Origin of the sequence: Thioalkalivibrio denitrificans (genome assembly GCF_002000365.1) — a bacterium.
GTDB classification, from domain to species: domain Bacteria; phylum Pseudomonadota; class Gammaproteobacteria; order Ectothiorhodospirales; family Ectothiorhodospiraceae; genus Thioalkalivibrio_A; species Thioalkalivibrio_A denitrificans.
Genome location: NZ_MVBK01000021.1, coordinates 23,741 through 45,275 on the forward strand (window position 1 = coordinate 23,741; position 21,535 = coordinate 45,275).

A 21,535-nucleotide genomic window follows, 5' to 3' on the forward strand; every position below is an offset into this window, starting at 1 on the left:
TCCTTCCCCCAGTGAGTAGTGCCCGCACCCATCTGCGGGTAGCACAGTACACGGTCGGTACGGCACAATGGGTGAGCCCGCATATCTCACCGGGCGGACACCGGCTCCGCACGGCAGGCCAAGACGTCAGGGGGAACACGTTGAAATGGTCGCAAAGCTCAGCATGACAGACTGTTCCCGCCGGAGTCCTATCGCGGTGAGATATGCGGGCTAGCCTCGCGAAGCCATTTAACCCCAGGGAGTGACGGCCAGCCATGGACAACCTGCTTCGACTCATCATCATTGAACCGGATCTCAACGATGCCGAGATGATGATCAGCACCCTCAAGACAGCGGGCTTCGCGGTCAGGCCGGAACGCGCGGAGGACGAGGAGGATCTTCACGAGAAACTGCAGAAACATGCACCGGATCTCGTGCTGTGCACGCTCTCCCCGGCATCCGACCTGACACTCGAGCAGGTCACGACCGGAATTGAACAGGTGGGTCGCCACGTGCCTGTGATCGCCATCGCCGAGGGAGACGGCCACGACATTGCCGAATGTCTCGAGGCGGGCGCGCACGACCTCGTCCGCAAGGACCGGCCGGATCATCTCAAGCTGGTGGTCAAACGTGCATTTGAAGGCCAGCAGCAGTGGCGCCGCCTGAAATCCGCGGAGTCCTCGCTGCGCGAGGCGGAACGCCGCTGCAAGACGCTGCTCGACAGTTCCCGGGACGCCATTGCCTACGTGCATGAAGGCATGCACATCTACGCGAACCAGTCCTACCTGGATCTGTTCGGCTACACCGATGCCGAGGATCTGGAAGGCATGCCCATCATGGACATGGTGGATGGCAGCGACCAGGCCACCATGAAGGAATTCCTGCGCAACTACGACCGTGACTCGGAGGGCACCGAGGCGGGCAAATCCGTGGAGATTCGGCTGACCGGCCCGGGGGGCGAACCCTTCGCGGCGCAGATGGAGTTCACTCCCGCCAGCATCGACGGCGAACCCTGTACCCAGGTGCTGATCCGCAGCCAGGCCAACACCAAGGAGCTGGAAAAGCAGCTGAACTATCTCTCCCAGCGCGACCTGGTCACGGGGCTTTACAATCGCCAGTACTTCATGGAGCAACTGGGTACCACCATCGGCCAGGCCACCCAGGGCAAGGCGCACGCCTCGTTGGTGGAACTCCGTATCGACAAGTTCCACGAGATCCGCGACCTCGTGGGCGTGGCAGGCAGCGACCTGGTTCTGGGTGACGTGGCGAAGGTCCTGGAGAACCACGCCGGCAACGAGGAGGTCGTGGCCCGCTTCGACGGCGAGACCTTCGCCATCCTCACGCCACGGCACCAGCCGGCAGAGGCCAAGGAGTATGTGGGCGGCATTCTCGCAGCCATCTCCGGCCACATCTGCGAAGTGGATGGCCGATCCGCCACCTGCACCGCTTCGGCCGGCATCGCACGGATCGACGAAAACGCCCCCGACCCGAACGAACTGCTGTCGCGCGCGGCCAAGGCCTGCGACGAGGCGGCCCGCGGTGACGGCAATCGCGTAGAGGTCTACCAGCCGCGCCAGGGCGAGATGACACAGCGCCAGCAGGACGAGGTGTGGGTCAGCCGCATCAGCGAGGCGGTAACCGCGGAACGCCTGCGCCTGCTGTTCCAGCCCATCGTCAGCCTGCACGGCGAGGCCGGCGAGCACTACGAGGTGTTCATGCGCATGCTGGATGACGATGGCCAGGAGATTTCGCCTTCCGAATTCCTGCCCAGCGCGGAGCGTACGGACATGGCCAAGGTGCTGGACCGATGGGTCATCAGCCATGCCCTGAAGCAACTGGCGGCACACCGCAAGAACGGCCACGAAACCACGTTCTTCATCAACCTCACGGCCGGCTCCCTGCAGGAACCCGGCATGCTGCCGTGGATCGTGGAACGCCTCAAGGAGCACCGCGTGCCCGCACAGTGCGTCGTGTTCGAGATGAAGGAAGCCACCGTGGTCAATCACCTCAAGCAGGCAAAGGAATTCGTCAAGGGCCTCAAGAACGTGCACAGCCGGTTCGCGCTGGAGGATTTCGGCGTGGGCCTGAATCCCTTCCAGCTGATGCAGCATGTGCAGGCCGACTTCCTCAAAATCGACCGCAGCTTCATGGACAAGCTCAGCAGCAGCGAGGAGAACCAGGAGAGCATCCGCAGCATCACCGACAGCGCTCACGGCATGAACAAGCTGGTGATCGCACCCCACGTGGAGGATGCCACCGGCCTGTCCATCCTCTGGGGCATCGGCGTGAACTACATCCAGGGCAACTTCCTGCAGGGCCCCTCGGAGAAGATGGACTACGACTTCTCCTCCATGAGCTGAGCGTCACACCGTGGACGCCGATACCGACACCGCCCGCGAAGCCCTGGCGCGTGCCGGGCAGCGCCTGTACCGCGCGGGGCTCAACCAGGGCGCCGAGGGCAACCTCAGCCTGCGCGCAGGAAACGGGTTTGTGATCACCCCCTCGGGCATCCCCTGGGAGACCCTGACCTCCGGTCAGATGGTCGTCATGAACGCACGCAACGAGGCGGCCGGCGGGAAGCCTTCCAGCGAATGGCTCCTGCACCGTGCGATCCTGGATGCCCGCCCCGAAATCCAGGCCGTGGTGCACACCCATTCGAGCTTTGCCACCACCCTCGCCTGCCTGCGCAGAGACCTGCCGCCGTTTCATTACATGATCGCGATGGCCGGCGGACCGGACATCCGTTGCAGCCGCTACGCCACCTTCGGCACCCCGGCCCTGGCCGAGGCCGCTGTGGAGGCCCTGGAAGGACGGCGTGCGTGCCTGCTGGCCAACCACGGGATGATCGCCGCCGGCGAGAGCCTCGACGCCGCGGTCACGCTGGCGCTGGCAGTGGAGAAACTCTGCGAGCAATACTGGCGCGCCTGCCAACTCGGTGAGCCGATTCTGCTTACGGATGAGGAAATGGCCGAGGTCATGGCGAAGTTCGCCGATTACGGTCGTTGAACCGGTTTCAGGCTCTTTGAACCACGAAGCACGCGAAGATCACGAAGCAAGAAGACGGAAAACAAGTTTCTCTCGCGAAGAGCGCCAAGGACGCCAAGAAAGCCGGACCACAGGTAGGTTGGGGTGAGGAACGAACCCCAACATTCAACGGTGAGCTGGCCAACTGCGTTGGGGTTCGCGCTGCTCACCCCAACCTACGGAATCTCAAGAAATCCTTGGCGTCCTTGGCGCTCTTTGCGAGAGAAATCTTCTTTTTCTACAAGTCCTTCGTGCCCTTCGTGTGCTTCGTGGTTAAAAGCCTTTCAGACCAACCATCCCACTACAGGAAATTAAAGAGCGACAGGCGCTGGACCTGAACGTAGGTCTGCTGGGCGGCCTGCAGGGTGGTCTGCTGCATGTTGAAACGGCTGATGGCCTCGGCGTAGTCGAGATCCTCCACCTCGGAGAGCGTGGTCTTGAGCTGCAACAGCACGTCCTCATTGATGGCGCGCTGCGATTCCACGGCCTTGAGGCGGGCACCCACGCCTGCGCGGATGTCCAGGACGTTCCCCAGCGCGTTGTCCAGGTCCTGCAACGCCCGGTTGACTGCGTTGTTGAGGGTGGCGCGGTCGGCGTCACTCTCCACCGGCGCTTCGAGGGCTTCGGCCAGTTGCCGGAAGGTGCTGAACATGTCCTGGTTCTGCGAAGGGACCACGGCAAAGCTGTCCCCCACGGCCGGGGTGCCGGAAACGCGCAACTCGATGCCATTGAACTGGATGGCCTGGCCCGCTACGAACTGCGGAGCTTCATCCCAGTCAGCGTCACCTGATTCCGGCACCACAACGACCACATCCCCATTCGTATCCAGGCGTGTCACCTGGTACACAAGTTCACCTTCGGAGTTGAAATCAAAGCTTAGGGTATAGTCATCGGGATCCCATGCCGACGCATCCAGTACACTGCCGGCATCCACCACACCCGTGCCGGTGTTTCCGGCCGAATCATGGACGGTGAACACGCCATTGCCGGTGGGGATGTCCATGAAGACTTCCTGTCCCGAATTGCCCACCGCCACCTGGCGCACGGGGCTCAGCTGCACCTGTCGTTGCCCGTCGTCACCGTTGTAGATGACCTCGCCGCCCGAACCCGTGGAGAACGGCTGGGTGAGAGAGGTGACGCCTGCGTAGATGAATTCGCCATTGGCGTCGCGCGTATTGGCCAACTGCATGAGTTCGTCGAGAATCTGCCGAATTTCTCCCGCGATGAACTTGCGCGTGTCGTCCGTCTGGGTGGCATTGTTGCCCTGAATGGCCAGTTCCCGCACCCGGTGCAAGCCCTCACCCACCGCGCTGAGCGTCGTCTCGCTCAATGACAGGCGCTGCTCCGCCATGCCCCCGTTACGCTGATACTGCTCCGTCTGCTGGATGGCACTGCGAAACTGCAGCGACTGCACCGATCCGCTCGGATCATCCGAAGGCTTCAGAATTCGCTTTCCGGTACTCAGCTGCAGCTGCGTGTTGGACAGCGCCTGCTGGTTCTGCTGCATCGTGGAGATGCCGTTGCGAAACATCTGGGTGGTGGAGACTCTCATCTTATCGCCTCACCGCATTGATCAGGGTATCGAACAGGGTATTGGTCACGGCGATGACCTGCGCGGCCGCCTGGTAGGCCTGCTGGTAACGCAGCAGGTTCGCAGCCTCCTCGTCCAGATTGACGCCCGAGATGGATTCGCGCTGGGCCTGGGCCTCCTCCAGGAGTTTGCCCTGTGACCTGGCCGCCACCTCGGCCTGGCGCGTGCGCGTGCCGACCTCAGCCACGAGGTTGGCGTAGGTGTCCTGGACGCTGGCCGTACCGCCACCCATGACACGGGCTTGCTGCAGACCGGCCAGTGCCAAGGCGTTTCGGTTGTCGCCCACCACAGCAGTGTTCGGGCTCACCTGGAAGGTGTCGCCGTCGTCAGGTGTTCCCTCGATGACCAGTTCCCAGCCGTTGTGGGTGATGGTGGTGGTGCCGGATGGATCCCGTGGAAACGAATCGCCGTTGATCTCGAAGTGGTCTAGCGACTGGATGAACGTCACCGTCACCGGACCATTGTCCAGGACCGACGCATCGTCCACACGGATCGACTGAATACTCGCCTCACCTTCATTGTTAAGACCAGCCGTCGCCTGCATCTGCGGCGCGGCTGCAGCCACCTTGCGCGGATCGGTGATCACGGTGTCGATCTGCGACGCTCCCGTGCGCGTCGGGCGAATCAGGAAACTGTCGCCTCCATTCTCATCAGCCAGGCCACTCAGATCGACGGTGAAGACTGTGTCGTCAGCCGTAACCAGACTCAGGGTGTCCTGGACACCCACTTCAGCCGTGTCAAGGATCTGCCCGCCGGGTTCCCGGCGCAGCTCCCAAGCGTTGTCGTTGGCGTTAAATCGAATCAGATAGTCGTCAGTAGTGAGCAAGCCGTAGTTTTCCACGTTCACCGTCGGCACGCCCGTCACCACATTGTCCTGCCCGGAAATGATCTGCGGCTCCGGCACCCGAAAGAAGTCCTCGCCGAGATTGCCGTCCAGATCCTGCCCCAGGCGATGCTGATCGTTGAAGGCCTGGGCCAGGCCGATGGCAGTCAGGCCCAGCGAATTCTGTGTCTGGTCCAACATGCCGCGGGCCTCGAACAGGCCGCCCAGGCGACCCCCGGTCATGAACTGGGTGATGTCCACTGCACCGCCGGGGCTGGTGTAACCCACCTGCATCTGATCGGGATCGGGTCCAAGCGCCTCGGCCACCAGATTGGTGACGCGATTGCCCAGCACCAGATTCTGGCCGTTGCCGATGAACACGTTGAGGGCGCCGTCGTCCTGCTCGATGGTGTTCACGGACACCAGTTCCGAGAGTTCCAGCACCAGCCTGTCGCGCTGGTCCAGGAGGTCGTTGGGCGGTGCGCCGCCGCTGCGGCCCATGGCGGCGACGATCTCGGTGTTGAGGTCGCCGATGGCCTGGGCAATGCTGTTGATCTCGGACACCGAACTGGCGATCTGGCCGTTCAGCAGGCTGCGCTGCTCATTGAGCCGCTGGTCGAGAAACCCGAACCGGTCCACCAGGGACTGGGCCTCGGAGATCAGCACCTGGCGCGGTGCCGAGGCCGTCGGATCGTTGGCCACGTCCTGAACGGCCGCGAAGAACTGCTGGAACCCCGGGGCCATGCCGGAATCCGGATCCGCCAGCAGATTGTCCACCCGGCGCGCGTAATCATAGAAGATCGCGTGCTGCTGGCTGCCGGAGGTGCTGGTGCGCAACTGGTTCTCGACGAACTGGTCGAAGATGCGCTGCACGCCGGAGACCTTCACACCGTTGCCGAACCAGCCGTTGCCGGCAAACTCCGGCAGCTGGGTGCTCAGGTTGATGCGCTGACGGGTGTAACCCTCCGTCGCGGAGTTGGCGATGTTGTTGCTGGTCACCCCCAGCGCCCGCTGAAAGGCGAGCAGGCCCGAGGTACCGATGCCGAACACACCGCTACTCATGGCCGGCTCTCCGAGAATCAAACTGGAACGGCTTTTCGATGCGCATGCGCGGGATCCTCATGTCAGCTTATCGGCGGCTCGGCCGCAGACTTTAGGGCCGCTACGGACGGCAGGGTGCCCCGGCCCAGGATGTCCAGGATCTTGTCGGCGTAGGCCGGGTCGGTGGCATAGCCCGCCGACTGCAGCCCCCTCAGGTAGCCCTCGGCATCCGGTGCCTGGCGCAGCGCATCGGCATATCGCGGGTTGGACGTAATGAAACGCACGTAATCCTCGAAGCTCTCCGCCGGACTGGAGTAAGCGCGAAAGGCGGCACGCTGGCGTTCAGGCACGCCGTTGACATATTCCAGGGTCTGCACCCGGGCGCTGGGGCCGTCCCAGCGGCTGTCGGCCTTGATGCCGAACAGGTTGAAACTGCTGGTGCCGTCGGAATTGGGAATCACGTGCCGGCCCCAGCCGGTTTCCAGCGCCGCCTGGGCCAGCAGCACCTCGGGCGCCACGCCCAGGCTTCGGGCGGCACGCTCGGCATGGGGCCACAGGTCGCGCACGAAGGCCTCCGGGGACTCGGGGCGCCAGTCGTCGCGCTCGGGCATGGTCTGTTCGGCCGGCGCGGGATCGCTCACGGCAGGCGCCCTGATCACGGCCTCAGGCCATGGGTTGACCGGCGCCTGCCGCACCGGCAGGCGGTGGGCGGGCATGGCCAGCTCACGATCCTCGCCCGAGTGCGGCGCGACCGGCGAGAGCTCCCGCAAAAGGGATTCGCGCAATCCGATACCCTCGCCGCGGGACATCTCCAGGGCGATCTGCTGGTCGAACATGCCCTGGTACATCTTCACCTGATCGCCGTCCATGCCGCTGTCCACGGGCATGGCCTCGCGCATGCTTTTGAGCATCATCTGGATGAACAGGGCCTCGAACTGACGCGCAGCCGCATCCGCCGCCTCCGGGGACTCCTCCCGGGCCATGCGGCGCAGGTCGGAGAACCCCTGGAGGTCGGTATAGGTGAAGGCCCTGGAGAGGTCTGCGCTCATGGTGAAGGCGATTCAAGGTTCAAAGTTCAAGGTTCAAGGTTCAAGGTTCGGAGTGACTGCTCAACTCACTGACCTGTGTAGGTCGGGCTTCAGCCCGACGCCGCTGCCCTTCGAAGCCAACGCTGTCGGCCTCAAGGCCGACCTACGTGATGTTGCGGCGGGTGAGCAGTCACAATTCAAGAAAAGGGCTCCTAGATCACGATCAGTTGGGCGCGCAGGGCGCCGGCCTGGCGCAGGGCTTCCAGGATGGCGACCAGGTCGCCCGGGGCGGCGCCCACCTGGTTCACGGCGCGCACGATCTCGTCCAGGGTTACGCCGGGGCCGAACAGGAACATGGGATTGGTCTGCTCGGCGATCTCGATATCCGTTCGTGGCGTGACCACCGTCTCCCCCTCCGCCAGTGGCGCGGGCTGTGAGACGTCAAATGCTTCCGTGATGGTCACCGTCAGGCTGCCGTGCGTGACCGCGGCGGGCATGACCTGCACGTTGCTGCCGATGACCACCGTGCCGGTGCGCGAGTTGACGATCACCTGGGCCGGCGGGGCACCGGCCTCCACTCTCAGGTTCTCCAGCATGGACACGAACGCCACACGCTGCCCCGGATCCACCGGCGCGCTCACGCGCACCGTGGAACCGTCCACCGGCCGGGCGGTACCGGGACCCATGGTGTCGTTGATAACGTCGGAGAGCCGGTTGGCTGTGGTGAAATCGGGGCGGTGCAGGTTGAGCCTGATGCTGTCGCCCTGGGCGAAGGCCGTGGGGACCTCGCGCTCCACCGTGGCACCGTTGGGAATGCGACCGACGCTGGGGACATTGACGGTGATCCGCGAGCCGTCGCGGCCCTCGGCACCGAAGCCGCCCACCACCAGATTGCCCTGGGCGATGGCGTAGGTCTGTCCGTCGGCCCCCTTGAGCGGTGCCATGAGCAGACTGCCACCGCGCAGGCTGGTGGCATTGCCCATGGAGGAGACGGTGATGTCGATGGTCTGGCCGGGCTTGGCAAACGGCGGTAGATCCGCGTGGATCATCACCGCGGCCACGTTGCGGAGCTGCGGGTTCACGTCCGGCGGCACCGTGACGCCCAGCTGACCGAGCATGTTCTTCAGGGACTGCACGGTGAACGGCGCCTGGGTGGTCTGGTCGCCGGTGCCGTCAAGACCTACCACCAGCCCGTAACCCACCAGCTGGTTGTTGCGCACGCCGGCCACCGAGGCCAGGTCTTTGACCCGCTCGTAGGCCTGCACGGGCGCGGAAAGCTGCGGCAGTACGACCAGTGCCGCGCAGGCGAGTGCGAGCGCTGCCGATCGGAAGGTCCTGTATGCGATGGCGATCATGTCCCGAGCTCCTCAGAAGGGAAAGATGGGGCTGTTGAAAAAGCGCGTCAGCCAGCCGGGAGAGTTGCTGTCGGCCAGCGTGCCGCTGCCGCCGTAGGCCACCTGGGCATTGGCGATCTGCGTGGAGAGCACCGTATTGTCGGCGCGCACGTCCACCGGGCGCACGATGCCGCGCAGGCGGATGTACTCCTCGCCCTGATTCAGGCGGATCCACTTCTCGCCCTGAACCACGAGATTTCCATTGGGCAGGACATCCGCCACCATCACCGTGATCTGCCCGTCCAGCTGATTGCTCTGGGCGCTGTCGCCCTGGCCCTCGAAGCTGCGCGAGCCACCCACGGACGTCTCGAACTCCGGGACCTCGTGGCCGAGGATGGTGGGCGTGCCGATGCTCGCGCTGGAATCCTTGCTAGTGCTGGTATTGGCGGACTTGCGCGCCTGCGTACGCTCCGCCAGCCGCACGGTGAGAATGTCGCCCACGCGTCGCGCCTTGTAGTCCTCGAACAGTCTGATCTCGTAGCTGGACTGGTAGATGGCACCGTTGTTGTATTCGGCCGGAATGGGTTCCGGCGGCTTCACGGCGGTGAAATCCGGGTTGTCGCCCCGCTGCACGGGCATCACGGAAGCACATCCGCCCAGCAGCAGGGCAGCCAGCAACAGGGCGGGCATGGAACGGATTCGGGTATTGATCGCTGTGGTCATGTCTAGCGACCCAGGTTGTTGTTGACGTACTGGAGCATCTGGTCCGCGGTGGAGATGGCCTTGGAGTTCATCTCGTAGGCGCGCTGGGTCTCGATCATGTTCACCAGCTCCTCGACGGTGTTGACGTTGGAACTCTCGAGAAAGCCCTGCAGCAGCCGGCCGCGGCCGTCCAGCCCGGGGTTGCCCGACTGAGGCGCACCGCTCGCGGCGGTCTCGGTGAACAGGTTCTGGCCGATGGACTGCAGGCCCGCCGGATTGATGAAATCAGCCAGCTGCAGGTTGCCCACCACGATTGGAGCCGGGTTGCCGGGAACGGAGGCACTGACGGTACCGTCCTCGGCGATGGAGATGCTCTGTGTGCCCTCGGGGAAGACGATGCCCGGCTGCACCTCGTAGCCGCCCGAGGTAACCATCTGGCCGTCGCTGTTCAGCTGGAAGCTGCCGTCGCGGGTATAGGCCAGGTTGCCGTCGGGCATCAGGATCTGGAAGAAGCCGCGCCCCTCGATGGCCAGGTCCAGGGAATTGTCGGTCTGGGTGACATTGCCCTGGGTGAACATCTTCTCCGTGGCCACGGTGCGCACGCCGGTGCCAAGCATCAGGCCCGAGGGCAGTTCCGTATCCTGCGCCGCCTGGGCGCCGGCCTGGCGCACCGTCTGGTAGATCAGGTCCTGGAACACCGCGCGGCCCTTCTTGAAGCCGGTGGTGTTGACGTTGGCCAGGTTGTTGGAGACCACGGACATGCGCGTCTGCTGCGCATCCAGTCCGGTCTTGGCAATCCACAGGGCCTTGTTCATGTCATTACCTCTTGATTGGTTCAGTCTCGTAGCCCGGATGAAGCGAAGCGCAATCCGGGGGATCCGGGGGATACGGGCTCTATCCGCGCGTCCTTGTCTCGCTGCGCTCGACCCGGATTGCGCTGCGCTTCATCCGGGCTACGTCATGCGCAGCAATGCCGCCGACGCGGCGTCGTTGTCCTCGGCCGCCTTCATCATCTTGATCTGCATCTCGAAGTGACGTGCCAGGTCGATCATGTTCACCATGGCCTCGACGGTGTTCACATTGCTCGCCTCGAGCATTCCGCGCATCAGCGTCACATTGGCATCCGGCGGCTGGTCCGCACCCAGCCGATGGCGGATCAACCCATCCTCGCCGCGCACGAGATCATCGGTATTCGGGTTGACCAGCTTGATGCGATCCACTTCCGCCAGCACGTTCGCTTCCTGCCCCAGCGGCCGGATGCTGATGGTGCCGTCGGTACCGATCTCGAAGGTCTCGAACGGCGGCACCGCGATGGGACCGGCATCCCCCAGCACCGGAAGGCCGGTGCCGGTGGTGAGCAGACCCACGGAATCCACCCGCAGGTCGCCCGCACGCGTGTACGCCTCGGTACCGTCCGGCGCCTGCACCGCGATCCAGCCCTGTCCCTGCACCGCCACGTCCAGGTCGCGCCCGGTGGCCTGCTGGGGTCCGGGGCTCAGGTCGGCACGCATGTCCTGGTTGATGGCATAGGTGCGTGTCTGGTGCCCGGGCCCGCGCACTTCCCGGCTCGTGAACGCCTCCAGCGAGGCCTTGAAGCCGGTGGTGTTGGCGTTGGCCAGGTTCTGCGTGTTGCGCGCCTGGGAGAGCGCGGTCTCCTTGGCGCCGGACATGGCGATGTAAAGGAAGCGATCCATCGTTCAGGGCCCCGGTTACCGGATGTTGATGATGGTCTGGGTGATGGAATCGGCCGTGGTGATCACCTGCGCGTTGGCCTGGAAGTTGCGTTGCGCGGTGATCATCTTCACCAGCTGTTCGGCGATGTCCACGTTGGCGGTCTCCAGGCCGCCGGCCTGGATGGTGCCGAAGTTGCCGGTGTCCGCCTGGCCCAGGATCACGTCGCCGGCGGCGAAGGACTCGCCCCAGGCGTTGTCGCCGAGCTGCTGCAGGCCCTGGGGATTGGCGAAGTTGGCCAGCGCCACCTTGCCCAGCGCCTCGGACTGGCCGTTGGTGTATCGGGCAAAGACGACGCCACTGGAATCGATGTCGATGCTGTTCAGGCGGCCGGTGCTGAAGCCGTCCTGGCTCAGGCTGGTGACGTTGAACGTGCCGCCGTACTGGGTGGCGTTGGACAAGTCGAAGTCGATATTCAGCGGGTCCGCACCGTTCTGGGGGTCATGGGTTCCAAAGTTCAGCGGCGTCGTCGGCGTCGCCAGCGAGCCGTCGGAATTGAACGTCAGTTCCTCGGCGGTTGCTGGGACCGTATCGGGTACCAACTCGCCGTTGATCGACAGGTAGGTATTCCACTCCAGGCTGTCTGTCTTCTGGAAATAGAGCGTGGCCGTATGGGTCTGTCCCAGCGAGTCATATACCGTGAGCGACGTGGAGAAGTTGAAGGTATTGGGATTGTCCATCTCGAACGCATCCGTAATCACCTCCGCCTCCGAACTCAGATTCAGCCGCGTATCCACCTCGCTCGTGGCCTGCGGGGGCGCTTCCGACGTGGAGAGCTGCAGATCGGACAGTGTGCCCGTGTTGAACTGGGTGCCCTGCGGGTTCTGTGGCGGGTACACCTGCAACCGCTGACCCTGGGCGTTGACCACGTGTCCGTCGCGGTTCACCTGGAAGGCGCCGGCGCGACTGTAGACCCGGGTGCCGCTGTCACTGAGCACGAAGAAGCCCTGCCCGTTCATGGCCAGGTCCAGGTTGTTGCCGGTGAAGTCGATATTGCCCTGGCCGAACTGCTGGGTGACGGCCGAGAGGCGCACGCCGGATCCGATGGCGGTCTGACTGATGCCGCCGTAGGAGAGCGAGAACACATCGGCGAATTCCGCGCGGGATTCCTTGAATCCCACCGTGCTGGTGTTGGCGATGTTGTTGCCCGTCACGCGCAGATCCGCGGACGCTGCATTCAAACCGCTCAGGGCTGTACGAAATGGCATGGTCTTTCTCCTCTATGGGCCACGGCCTCAGCCGATCTGCCTCACCTTTGAAAAGTCGAACTCCCCGACCCCCTCGACGCGCAGCGTCAGGGAACCCTGGTTCTCGCCTACCGATACACTCTCCACCCGCGCCGACAGGTACATGTCCAGCGCCTCCGTTCTCCCGGCACTGGTCGCCTCGGCACGGAACTCGTAAATGCCGGGCGGCATCACCGCACCGTTGGCATCGCGTCCATCCCAATGGAACTCGCGCAGCCCGGCCTCCTGGGTGCCCATGGGAATGCGGCGCACCAACTGGCCCGACTGGTTGTAGACCGACACCGTTACATCACCCGATGCGGCCACCTGCACGCCGCCATTCACGCCCGGTGAAGGGTCGGTCAGCATCATGTCGCCCGGCACCATCACGTGGCGGTCCACCAGGCCCGCGGCCTGCAGGGTCTGCCCCGAGTAGATGGTCTGGCCAAACTGTTTGAAGGATTTCTGCAGGTCCTCGATACCGGTGACAGTGGCGAACTGCGCCAGCTGCCCCAGGAACTCTCCGCTCTCCATGGGCTTGAAGGGATCCTGGTTCTCCAGCTGCGTGATCATCAGCTTGAGAAACTCTGTCTGCCCCAGCCGGTCGGTCTTCTTTTCCGACTTGCCGTCGTGGGACTTGAGTCCGAGGGCGGCCAGCGTTTCCGCGGTGATTGCACTCATGCCTTACTCCTGTCCGGTTACTGCTGACCCAGCTGCAGGGTGCGCAGCAGCAACTGCTTAGTGGTGTTCATGACTTCGACGTTGTTCTGGTACGAACGGGAGGCGGAGATCATGTTGGCCATCTCTTCCACCACGCTGACATTGGGCATGTACACATAGCCCTGCTCGTCCGCGAGCGGATGGTTGGGCGCATACTCGGCGCGCGGCGGGGCCTGGCTTTCCAGGACACCCGCGACGTGCACCGGCGAGGTGGAGTTGTTCTGGCCGGCCGCATGCAGCACCGTGGCGAACACCGGGTGCTTGGCCCGGTAGGCGCCCTCCGGCGTGGAACTGGCCACCTGCGCATTGGCCATGTTGCTGGCGGTGGTGTTCAGACGCACCGACTGGGCGCTGAGCGCCGAACCGGACACGTCAAAAATCTTGAACAGGTTGCTCATGGCTCCTTACTCCCCGCGCAGCGCGGCCTTGAGTCCGCGGAAGCGGCTGTTGAGGAAATCCAGGCTCGCCTGGTATTGCACGGCGTTCTCTGAAAAGGCGGCCTGCTCCAGTTGCCCATCCACCGTGTTGCCGTCCAGGGACGGCTGGTTGGGCACGCGGTACAGCGCCTCGCCGCCCGGCCCGGAGTTCTCGGCCGGCAGGTGGCTTGCATGGGTGCGCACCATCTGCACGCCGCCCTGTCCCGCCGCCTGGTTCAGCGCGGCGCGAAAGTCGATGTCGCGCGCCTTGTAGCCGGGTGTGTCGGCATTGGCCAGGTTGGACGCCAGCAGCTCGAGCCGCCGCGACCTCACCTGCAGTGCGTCGGCGTGGACGCCCAGTGCCTTGTCGAAAGAGAGAGACATGCCCGTCTGCACCTCGTGTGTCGTGTCTGCACGGAACACAAGCAACAGGCGTGCCATTACTTGATATTGCTTTATTTCAATGGGTTATGAGCAAGCAGTGGTGGCCAGGCAGGTGAAGGGCGGCAAGATTCCGCCACTGGCACCGGAAAACAGGAGGCCGGAAGGGGTGTTTCTTGACGGAACGACTGTCAGCTCCGGGCGGAGCTGCTTCGCGTCAACTCGGGCATGACCTGCCGTGAACAGGCGGCCACCGGCCGCCCTATGAGCGACGCTGTCCGGGACCGGGTGAAGGAGGCCCGCTTCCGGGTGGAGATCGGTGGCCGCAGTGGAAGGATGGTCAGCTGCGCTTGCGGTACACCACGCCGGGGTTGCAACGCAGCATCTCGAAGGCGTCCGAGTAATTGGCCATGGACTCGGACGCACCCAGGAACAGGTAACCCCCCGGATTAAGGGTGCCGGCCATGCGCGAAAGAATGTCGCGTTTGGATTCCGCGGAGAAATAGATCAATACATTGCGGCAGAAGATGATGTCGAACCGACCCAGCAGGGTGAAGCTGTCCAGGAGGTTGAACTCCCGGAAGCTGGCCCGGGCGCGGATTTCGGGGCGCACCTGCCAGCGCTTTTCCTTTCGAACAAGGAACCGGTCGCGGCGCTCGGGGGACAGGCCCCGCGCCACGGCCAGGTCGTCATAGGTGGCCTCCCGGGCCTCCCGAACGATGGCCGTGGAGATATCCGTGCCGACGATCTGCACGTCCCTGACCACCCCCGGCCGCGTCTGCTGAAGCTCGCTGACCGTCATGCTGATGGAATAGGCCTCCTGCCCGCTGGAACACGCCGCCGACCAGATTTTGACGGGGTTGACGCCTCGCTTCCCCAGATCCGGCAAGATCTGGTTGCGCAGGATCTCGAAAGGGAATACATCGCGAAACCAGTAGGTTTCGTTGGTGGTCATGGCCTCGATGACCCGTTCGCGCAGGCCGGCTCGCTTGCCGGACTTTAGCAGCCGCAGCAGCTCGCTCACGGAACTCACCGAAAACTCGTCCATGAGCCGGGAAAGCCGGCTGGTCACCAGGTAGTGTTTGTTGTCGCCGAGCACGAGTCCACAGGATCGCTCCAGGAACAGGCGAAAGTCCTCGTAGTCCTGGGGCTCGATGGCAGTGGATGGCAAGGCGCGGCTCTCCGGGGTTTCTGACGCAGCTGCGCCGGCGGGCGACTGAGGGCGGTCTCCGGCACAAGTTCGTGATTGCTCAAAGGAAAACAGGTCGCCCTCCCGCCGGTGACCAGCCGCATATCTCACCATTGTTCCACCGCGGAAGCCGATCCACTCGCTACGCACGGGGGCGGGATATGCGGGCTAGCGGTAGTGTACTGGTTACCCCGCCGCGCACAAAACGTCCGCCCGACCGCAGCTACCCGCCCCGCGGCAAGTCGGGCGGCGCATCGGCGGCAAGGTCTTGCCGCTTCGGCAAGCCGGCGGTCAATCCGTGCCCTGAATATGGCCGAGCACGGCCTCAGCCAGTTCATCGGGGCTGAACTTCGGCAGAAACCGGTTGGCCCCGGCCCGCTCCACCATGGCGGTATTGAACTGGCCGCTCAGGGAGGAATGGAGCATGACATACAGCTGCGCCAGTTCGGGAATCCTGCGCAACTCCGCAGTAAGCGTGTAGCCGTCCATCTCCGGCATCTCGATGTCCGAGATCACCATGGATATCTGCTCGTAAATATCCCCGGCGGCCACCATCTCCTTGAGGGTATCCAGGGCCTCGCGCCCGTCCTTGACCAGGATGGACTCGACCCCGATCTCGTCCAGGGCACGCTTGATCTGCTTGCGGGCCACAGAGGAATCATCGGCCACCAGCGCGCACCGCACGCGGCCCGAACCCGCGGCACCGACCCCGGCCTGGGTCAGCTCCGCGGAGACCCCCCGCGCGGGTCCGGTCACCTGTTCCAGCACCTTTTCCACGTCGACGATCTCCACCAGCTGGTCATCGACGTTGGTCACCGCGGTGAGAAAACTGCCATTGTCCGTGCCCTTGGGCGGCGGGCGAATGGCATCCCAGTTGAGGTTGACGATGCGGTCCACCGCGGAGACCAGGAACCCCTGCACGGCCCGGTTGAACTCGGTCATGATCACGAAGGTGCCTTCCGTCTGCGGCAGGGGCCGCTTGCCGATGGCCTTGGCGATGTCGATCAGCGCCACCGTATGCCCACGTATGTTGGCGATGCCGGCGACCACGGGATTGGACTCGGGCATGCGCTTGAGCGGCGGACAGGGGATCACCTCCCGCACCTTGAACACGTTGATACCGAACATCTGCCTGTCCCCCAGGTGGAACAGCAGCAATTCCATACGGTTCTGGCCGACCAGTTGCGTACGTCGATTGACTTCATCCAGGACACCGGACATGTGGCTTTCTCCCAAGTCGCACGCGTCGTCGTGCGCGGCGGCAGAGTGGTTTGCAGGCTCGTCACCTTATCGGCTGCTTCAGGTCGTCCTTGAATTACGGGAGACCCTGGCATGTGTCTTGCAAGTTTCAGACTCAGAACACCTTTTCGCGTCAAGAAACCGACGCGTTGTTCGGGATGCGAGGCCCCGGCATTGTCATGAAAAGCGTCATCCACAGACTCGTTCGGGTCCCGACCGCGCTCCTGGCCTGCGTCCTGCTGTCGTGGGCGTCCACGGCCATGGCCCACGAACCCCACGACAGCATCCTGCAGGCCGCCACCGGGTTCATGGCCACCGCGGCGCGCGATGCCCACGGCGAGGGCTTTGACGTAACGGTCACACCCGGGCGCCTGGACCCGCGGCTGCGCCTGCGCCGCTGCGACCATGGGCTGGAGGCCTTCCTGGGCCCGGGCTCGCGCATGGCCGGCAGCACCACGGTGGGCGTGCGCTGTCCGGGTCCGGTCACCTGGACCCTGTATGTGCCGGTCAACATCTCGGTACACGGCCAGGTCCTGGTGCTGACCCGTCCCCTGCCCCGCGGCTCGCTGCTCGAGGACGCGGCGCTGCGCCTGGAGCGCCACGACGTCGGCAACCTCTCCGGCGGCTACCTGTCCGACCTGCAGGAAGCGCGCCACATGGTCCTTCGCCGGGCCCTGCCCGCCGGTACCGTGCTGACCCCGCAGATGGTCGAACCGCCCCGCCTGGTTCAACGCGGACAGCGCGTCATGCTGGTGGCGGAGAATCCCGCCGTCACCGTGCGCGTGGCGGGCGAGGCGCTGGCCGACGGCAGCCTGGGCCAGCGGGTGCAGGTGCGCAACCTGTCCTCCCGCCGGGTCGTGGAGGGTACTGTACTGTCCCGCGGGGTGGTGGGTGTTAATATGTGACCGGATTCCGGTATTGAAGGCTAAAGTTTCCCGACGGATGGCCGATATACCGTCCAGAAGCGGCTGAAACGCAGTCCGAGGATCTCCAAAAATGTCTATTGACATCAAAAACTTGTCGCAATCGCAGCCGCGGGCCACCGGCGACGGCCGGGCCGTGAATGAACATCGCGGGGCGCGCGGTTCCGAGGGCGATTCCCGTTCGGGACAGGGGGTCGCGACTGACCAGGTCACCCTCACCGATACGGCACGCCGCCTCAGTGACGTGGTGCAGACCGTTGCCGCCCAGCCGGTTGTGAACAAGGAGCGCGTCGAGCAGATCCGTCAGGCCATCCAGGAAGGCCGGTACGAGGTCAGTGCCGAGCGGGTGGCCGAGAAGCTCATGAAGACCGAGGAACTGCTCTAGTGCATCCCGCCGAACGCCTGGACGCCCTGCTGGACCAGGCAGTGCGCGAAGCCTGCCTGCTGGAATCGGCGCTGGAGCGCGAAAGCAACGCCCTGGCGGAACGTGATCTCGACGCCCTCAACCAGGCAGTGGCGGAAAAACACCAGGTGGTGCAATCACTGGAGCGTTTCACCCGGGAACAGGCCACGCTGCTCGGCCAGGGTGGATTCGCGCCGGACGGCCCCGGTATGGAAGCCTGCCTGCGCGACTGGGACACCGAGGGTCTCATGCGCCCGGTCTGGGAACGCCTTCAGGACGTGATGGCCCGTTGCCGCCGACTCAACCAGATCAATGGCGGCGTGGTCAACATGCAGCAGCGCCAGACCGAACAGGCCATCCATATCCTGCGCGGGGAAGACGGCCGCACCCAACTCTACGACCCCCGGGGTCAGGCCGTCTCGGCCGAGACCTCACGGCACATCACCAAGGCCTGAAGACGACTCCAACCTCCACGGGACCCGTTTCCCTGGCGCGCCGTGGTACAGTGGCGCCGCATCCGGGTTTGACCCTCAAGGCGAAAGATAAGCAAAGGGACATCGAAGGTCATCAGGGGACAGGGGGCCCTGCACGCTATGAGCGACGGCAATCCGCCCGCCAACAGCACGGGATCCCGGGAGCAGGCGGGCCTTCACGAAAAGCTCACGGAAGCGGCACGCATCCGCAGTATCCTCAACGGGCTGCGCAGCCAGCGGTCCCTGCTGAGCGCACGAACGCCCAAGGGCGAGGGGTATTACAACACCGCGCTGCTCAAGCTGGATCTGCAGGGCGGCTTTCTGTTCCTCGACGAATTCTCCCCCCGGGATGGCCACGACACGCTCGCCACCGGGGACGAGGTGCACATCTACGGTGTCTTCAACGGCGTCCCCGCGCATTTTGCCTGTGTCATCGAGCACATCGGCGAGAAGGACGGCATCGCCTTCTATCGGGCCCCCCTGCCCGACACCATGGACTACCAGCAGCGGCGCGCCCATTTTCGGGCCTATGTGGGCATGGGCATGGACGCCTCGCTGCACCTGCGCCTCCAGGACGGCAGCCAGGTGAAGGGGCGCCTGCAGGACATCTCCCTGGGCGGATTCGGCGCTCTGCTGCCATCCGACTCCCCCGTCCAGGCCATGGATGACATCACCATCGAGACACTCCAGCTCCCGGGCCGCCACCCCATCAACGGCAGCGCCCAGGTGCGCCACACACACCCCACCGAGGGACACCTTCATATGGGCGTACTGTTCACCAAGCTGGACCCACGCGCGGAACGCGAACTCCTGCGCACCATCCTGGAACTGGAGCGGGAGCAGATCCGCAAGCAGACGAAGAGCTGAAGGAAGGCGCTAGAGGTGAGAGGTGAGAGGTGAGAGGTGAGAGGTGAGAGGTGAGAGGTGAGAGGTGAGAGGTGAGAGGTGAGAGGTGAGAGGTGAGACAGAGCATAGCTTCCCCTCCCCCCCTCGTGAGATTACAAGACTGTCCCCTCCCCCTCATGGGGGAGGGTTAGGGTGGGGGTGGTTTCAGGGCCGCCTCCCACCCCAAAAAGTCCCTCGACGATCCGCTATTCCCCCATGCCCATGCGGATGTATCCGGTGGGGCAAACATCGGCACAGATATGGCAGCCGATGCAGAGGGCGTAATCGGTATACACGTAACGCCCCATGGTGGCCTGCTTCTTGGGCGTGCGCTTCACGGCGGTCTGTGGACAGTAGATCACACAGTTGTCGCACTCGAAGCACATGCCGCAGCTCATGCAGCGATCCGCCTCGGCACGCGCCTCCTCCTCGTCGAGGCCCCGGAAGCGCTCCTCGAAGTGACCCAGGACCTCTTCGGCCGAAACGCCCGTCTCGTGGCGCCGGTGCCGCGGCGTGAGCTTGAAATGGCCCAGGAACAATTCATCCGAGGGTATGACCTCGTGACGCGAGCGGTCCTCATAATTGTGAACTGCGTAACGCGCCTCGTTGGTCCCCCATTCGGCTTCATGCTGGTAGGGTTCCGGTTCCAGGTGAACCTCGCGCAGCTTCTCCAACAGGCTGAAGTGGTGCACGTCGACCTTGGGGCGTGCGCCCGGTTCCTTGCTGCGAAGGTAATGATCCACGCTCTCGGCGGCCACCCGCGCATGTCCGATAGCGGTGGTGAGCAGATGCGGCCTCAGCATGTCGCCGATGGCGTACAAGCCCTTGCGCCCTGGCACCTGGTAATGCCGGTCCGCGTCCACCAGCCCCTTGCCGTTGTCCAGCCACTCGAAGCCCGCGAAATCGACCCCCTGCCCGATGGCAGCCACCACCAGATCGCATTCGATGTCGAACTCGCTGCCTTCCTTCACCTTGGACTGGTTCCCTTCCCACTCCACTTCCACCACGCGCAATGCGCGTGCACGGCCGTTCTCGTCCAGGATGACCTCCACCGGCGCGAGGCTGCCACGGATCTCCACACCCTCGTGCATGGCCGCCTCCACCTCGTGCTTGGCGGCAGGCATGCGATCCACCGGGCGACGGTAGACCAGCAACACCTCGGAGCCCTCGTGGCGGGCCACGTCGGCCACGTCCTGGGCCGTCTGGTTGAGAATCACGTACTCGGGACGGTCCTGCTCGCGCTGGGTCTCGATGTGCCCGAGACGTCGGGCCACGGACACCACGTCCATGGCGGTATCACCGCCGCCTATGACCACCACCCGCCGTGCCGTGTAGCGCAGGCGACCCTGGTTAAAGGCCTCCAGGAACGCCACGCCGCTGACGCAATTGGGGGCATCCGCGCCCGGCACCGGCAAGGGCTTGCCCGACTGCGCCCCGATGGCCAGCACCACCGCGTCAAAATCGCGCATCAGGTCATCCAGGGACATATCACGCCCAATGCGCACGCCCAGGCGGATCTCCACGTCCAGGTCCACGATGCGCTGAATCTCGCGGTCCAGGACATCACGCGGCGTGCGATAACCCGGGACCCCGTAACGCATCATGCCGCCCAGATGGTCGTGTTCGTCAAACAGGGTGCACGCATGACCCATGCGGCGCAGCTGGTAGGCACAGGCCAGCCCGCCCGGTCCTCCGCCCACCACCGCCACACGCTTGCCCGTGGGGCTGCCTGCCGGGGCCAGCTTCAGATCGAGGGCCCCCGCCCAGTCTCCGATGAACTGCTCAACGGCGTTGATACCCACCCGGTCGTCCACCTGGTTGCGGTTGCAGCCGTCCTCACAGGGGGCGGGGCAGACTCGCCCCATGATGGCGGGGAATGGATTGGCATCCGTGGCCCGCTGAAACGCATAGGTCTGCCAATCCATGCCCTCCGGCGGCTTCTCGATGCCGCGCACGATATCCAGCCAGCCGCGCACGTCGTGTCCTGAAGGACAACTCCCCTGACAGGGAGGCGTCCTGTGCACGTACACCGGACACTTGTGACTGGCATCCGCCTCGAAGATGGCGTCCTTGAGGGAGCGGTACGTATCCTCACCGTCCTGATAGCGGCGAAAGGTGCCTGATTGGTCGTTCATGGTCCCCCCGATGGCTCACGGCCCGGTATGACTCATCCTAGTGTAGTAAACACGCTTCCCCATAAAAATCAACGCAAATCGTGCCGATTGACCGGAATCCGGGCTCAACGGCATAAAACATCCAAGCCCGTTTCAATGGGATACAAATGCACAGGGGTGCCGATACTGCCGTGGCCCCTGTGCATTTGTATGACGAAAAGTGTGGGATTGTTCGAACGCCGCTGCGCAACGATGTTCGGACTCCGCTCGCTGCACCCGTCGAGCAGGTCTCCATCTTCGTGGGTTCGAATCT

The 21,535-nt window shown here is 64.2% G+C and carries 21 protein-coding genes; 6 read left to right on the plus strand and 15 right to left on the minus strand.

Features of this window, described 5'->3' with window-relative positions:
• Nucleotides 1-254: 254 nt before the first annotated feature.
• Together B1C78_RS03790 and B1C78_RS03795 are read left to right on the plus strand one after the other, a co-directional pair.
• Nucleotides 255-2,339 carry an EAL domain-containing response regulator gene (locus tag B1C78_RS03790; protein ID WP_077277815.1) on the plus strand — a complete coding sequence of 695 codons (2,085 nt, stop codon included), beginning with the start codon at nt 255-257 and terminating at the stop codon, nt 2,337-2,339.
• A gap of 10 nt (nt 2,340-2,349) precedes the next feature.
• Nucleotides 2,350-2,985, plus strand: a complete 636-nt coding sequence (locus B1C78_RS03795) for a class II aldolase/adducin family protein (protein ID WP_077277816.1) — start codon at nt 2,350-2,352, stop codon at nt 2,983-2,985.
• A gap of 319 nt (nt 2,986-3,304) precedes the next feature.
• On the opposite strand, the gene flgL is transcribed toward B1C78_RS03795, so the two are convergent.
• The 13 genes from flgL to B1C78_RS03860 form a co-directional block, all read right to left on the minus strand.
• Nucleotides 3,305-4,555, minus strand: a complete 1,251-nt coding sequence (flgL, locus tag B1C78_RS03800; RefSeq protein ID WP_077277817.1) for a flagellar hook-associated protein FlgL — start codon at nt 4,553-4,555, stop codon at nt 3,305-3,307.
• A gap of 1 nt (nt 4,556) precedes the next feature.
• Nucleotides 4,557-6,479 (minus strand): flagellar hook-associated protein FlgK, encoded by a 1,923-nt coding sequence (flgK, locus tag B1C78_RS03805; RefSeq protein ID WP_077277818.1) that lies wholly within the window; start codon nt 6,477-6,479, stop codon nt 4,557-4,559.
• Between the two features lie 62 nt (nt 6,480-6,541).
• Entirely contained in the window at nt 6,542-7,507 is a 966-nt protein-coding gene (gene flgJ / locus B1C78_RS03810) for a flagellar assembly peptidoglycan hydrolase FlgJ (RefSeq protein ID WP_077277819.1), read from the minus strand.
• A 191-nt stretch (nt 7,508-7,698) separates the two neighbouring features.
• On the minus strand, nt 7,699-8,841 hold the full coding sequence (locus B1C78_RS03815; protein ID WP_077277820.1) for a flagellar basal body P-ring protein FlgI: 1,143 nt from the start codon (nt 8,839-8,841) through the stop codon (nt 7,699-7,701).
• Between the two features lie 12 nt (nt 8,842-8,853).
• Nucleotides 8,854-9,543 (minus strand): flagellar basal body L-ring protein FlgH, encoded by a 690-nt coding sequence (gene flgH / locus B1C78_RS03820; protein WP_077277821.1) that lies wholly within the window; start codon nt 9,541-9,543, stop codon nt 8,854-8,856.
• 2 nt (nt 9,544-9,545) lie between these two features.
• Nucleotides 9,546-10,337 (minus strand): flagellar basal-body rod protein FlgG, encoded by a 792-nt coding sequence (gene flgG / locus B1C78_RS03825; RefSeq protein WP_077277822.1) that lies wholly within the window; start codon nt 10,335-10,337, stop codon nt 9,546-9,548.
• 138 nt (nt 10,338-10,475) lie between these two features.
• Nucleotides 10,476-11,216, minus strand: a complete 741-nt coding sequence (locus tag B1C78_RS03830) for a flagellar basal body rod protein FlgF (protein WP_077277823.1) — start codon at nt 11,214-11,216, stop codon at nt 10,476-10,478.
• 15 nt (nt 11,217-11,231) lie between these two features.
• A complete protein-coding gene (flgE, locus tag B1C78_RS03835; protein ID WP_077277824.1) occupies nt 11,232-12,461 on the minus strand; it encodes a flagellar hook protein FlgE in 1,230 nt (409 codons plus the stop codon).
• Between the two features lie 27 nt (nt 12,462-12,488).
• On the minus strand, nt 12,489-13,160 hold the full coding sequence (locus B1C78_RS03840; protein WP_077277825.1) for a flagellar hook assembly protein FlgD: 672 nt from the start codon (nt 13,158-13,160) through the stop codon (nt 12,489-12,491).
• Between the two features lie 17 nt (nt 13,161-13,177).
• Nucleotides 13,178-13,597, minus strand: coding sequence for a flagellar basal body rod protein FlgC (gene flgC / locus B1C78_RS03845; protein ID WP_077277826.1), 420 nt, complete (start codon nt 13,595-13,597; stop codon nt 13,178-13,180).
• Nucleotides 13,598-13,603: 6 nt separating this feature from the next.
• Nucleotides 13,604-13,999, minus strand: a complete 396-nt coding sequence (gene flgB, locus B1C78_RS03850) for a flagellar basal body rod protein FlgB (RefSeq protein ID WP_077277923.1) — start codon at nt 13,997-13,999, stop codon at nt 13,604-13,606.
• A 337-nt stretch (nt 14,000-14,336) separates the two neighbouring features.
• Nucleotides 14,337-15,167 carry a CheR family methyltransferase gene (locus B1C78_RS03855; RefSeq protein WP_139349795.1) on the minus strand — a complete coding sequence of 277 codons (831 nt, stop codon included), beginning with the start codon at nt 15,165-15,167 and terminating at the stop codon, nt 14,337-14,339.
• A 309-nt stretch (nt 15,168-15,476) separates the two neighbouring features.
• Complete coding sequence (locus B1C78_RS03860) at nt 15,477-16,406, minus strand: chemotaxis protein (protein WP_077277828.1); 930 nt, start codon at nt 16,404-16,406, stop codon at nt 15,477-15,479.
• 197 nt (nt 16,407-16,603) lie between these two features.
• Between B1C78_RS03860 and flgA the strand changes: the two genes are divergently transcribed.
• The 4 genes from flgA to B1C78_RS03880 all read left to right on the plus strand — a co-directional run bounded on the left by flgA (nt 16,604) and on the right by B1C78_RS03880 (nt 19,090).
• Nucleotides 16,604-17,329, plus strand: coding sequence for a flagellar basal body P-ring formation chaperone FlgA (gene flgA / locus B1C78_RS03865; RefSeq protein ID WP_077277924.1), 726 nt, complete (start codon nt 16,604-16,606; stop codon nt 17,327-17,329).
• A gap of 91 nt (nt 17,330-17,420) precedes the next feature.
• Nucleotides 17,421-17,732, plus strand: a complete 312-nt coding sequence (gene flgM / locus B1C78_RS03870; protein WP_077277829.1) for a flagellar biosynthesis anti-sigma factor FlgM — start codon at nt 17,421-17,423, stop codon at nt 17,730-17,732.
• Nucleotides 17,732-18,205 (plus strand): flagella synthesis protein FlgN, encoded by a 474-nt coding sequence (locus tag B1C78_RS03875; RefSeq protein ID WP_077277830.1) that lies wholly within the window; start codon nt 17,732-17,734, stop codon nt 18,203-18,205. Before flgM ends, B1C78_RS03875 begins: the two co-directional genes overlap by 1 nt.
• Nucleotides 18,206-18,343: 138 nt before the next feature.
• Complete coding sequence (locus B1C78_RS03880) at nt 18,344-19,090, plus strand: flagellar brake protein (protein ID WP_077277831.1); 747 nt, start codon at nt 18,344-18,346, stop codon at nt 19,088-19,090.
• A gap of 224 nt (nt 19,091-19,314) precedes the next feature.
• On the opposite strand, the gene B1C78_RS03885 is transcribed toward B1C78_RS03880, so the two are convergent.
• Together B1C78_RS03885 and B1C78_RS17740 are read right to left on the minus strand one after the other, a co-directional pair.
• Complete coding sequence (locus tag B1C78_RS03885; RefSeq protein ID WP_077277832.1) at nt 19,315-21,243, minus strand: NAD(P)-binding protein; 1,929 nt, start codon at nt 21,241-21,243, stop codon at nt 19,315-19,317.
• Nucleotides 21,244-21,347: 104 nt separating this feature from the next.
• Nucleotides 21,348-21,535 (minus strand): hypothetical protein (locus B1C78_RS17740; RefSeq protein WP_217697995.1); only part of this gene is annotated, 188 nt, incomplete at its 5' end.

Coding starts and splice junctions, on each gene's coding strand:
- B1C78_RS03790 (WP_077277815.1), top strand. CDS start 255: ATGGACAACCTGCTTCGACTCATCATCATTGAACCGGATCTCAACGAT.
- flgL (WP_077277817.1), bottom strand. CDS start 4,555: ATGAGAGTCTCCACCACCCAGATGTTTCGCAACGGCATCTCCACGATG.
- flgK (WP_077277818.1), bottom strand. CDS start 6,479: ATGAGTAGCGGTGTGTTCGGCATCGGTACCTCGGGCCTGCTCGCCTTT.
- flgJ (WP_077277819.1), bottom strand. CDS start 7,507: ATGAGCGCAGACCTCTCCAGGGCCTTCACCTATACCGACCTCCAGGGG.
- B1C78_RS03815 (WP_077277820.1), bottom strand. CDS start 8,841: ATGATCGCCATCGCATACAGGACCTTCCGATCGGCAGCGCTCGCACTC.
- flgH (WP_077277821.1), bottom strand. CDS start 9,543: ATGACCACAGCGATCAATACCCGAATCCGTTCCATGCCCGCCCTGTTG.
- flgG (WP_077277822.1), bottom strand. CDS start 10,337: ATGAACAAGGCCCTGTGGATTGCCAAGACCGGACTGGATGCGCAGCAG.
- B1C78_RS03830 (WP_077277823.1), bottom strand. CDS start 11,216: ATGGATCGCTTCCTTTACATCGCCATGTCCGGCGCCAAGGAGACCGCG.
- flgE (WP_077277824.1), bottom strand. CDS start 12,461: ATGCCATTTCGTACAGCCCTGAGCGGTTTGAATGCAGCGTCCGCGGAT.
- B1C78_RS03840 (WP_077277825.1), bottom strand. CDS start 13,160: ATGAGTGCAATCACCGCGGAAACGCTGGCCGCCCTCGGACTCAAGTCC.
- flgC (WP_077277826.1), bottom strand. CDS start 13,597: ATGAGCAACCTGTTCAAGATTTTTGACGTGTCCGGTTCGGCGCTCAGC.
- flgB (WP_077277923.1), bottom strand. CDS start 13,999: ATGTCTCTCTCTTTCGACAAGGCACTGGGCGTCCACGCCGACGCACTG.
- B1C78_RS03860 (WP_077277828.1), bottom strand. CDS start 16,406: ATGTCCGGTGTCCTGGATGAAGTCAATCGACGTACGCAACTGGTCGGC.
- flgA (WP_077277924.1), top strand. CDS start 16,604: ATGAAAAGCGTCATCCACAGACTCGTTCGGGTCCCGACCGCGCTCCTG.
- flgM (WP_077277829.1), top strand. CDS start 17,421: ATGTCTATTGACATCAAAAACTTGTCGCAATCGCAGCCGCGGGCCACC.
- B1C78_RS03880 (WP_077277831.1), top strand. CDS start 18,344: ATGAGCGACGGCAATCCGCCCGCCAACAGCACGGGATCCCGGGAGCAG.
- B1C78_RS03885 (WP_077277832.1), bottom strand. CDS start 21,243: ATGAACGACCAATCAGGCACCTTTCGCCGCTATCAGGACGGTGAGGAT.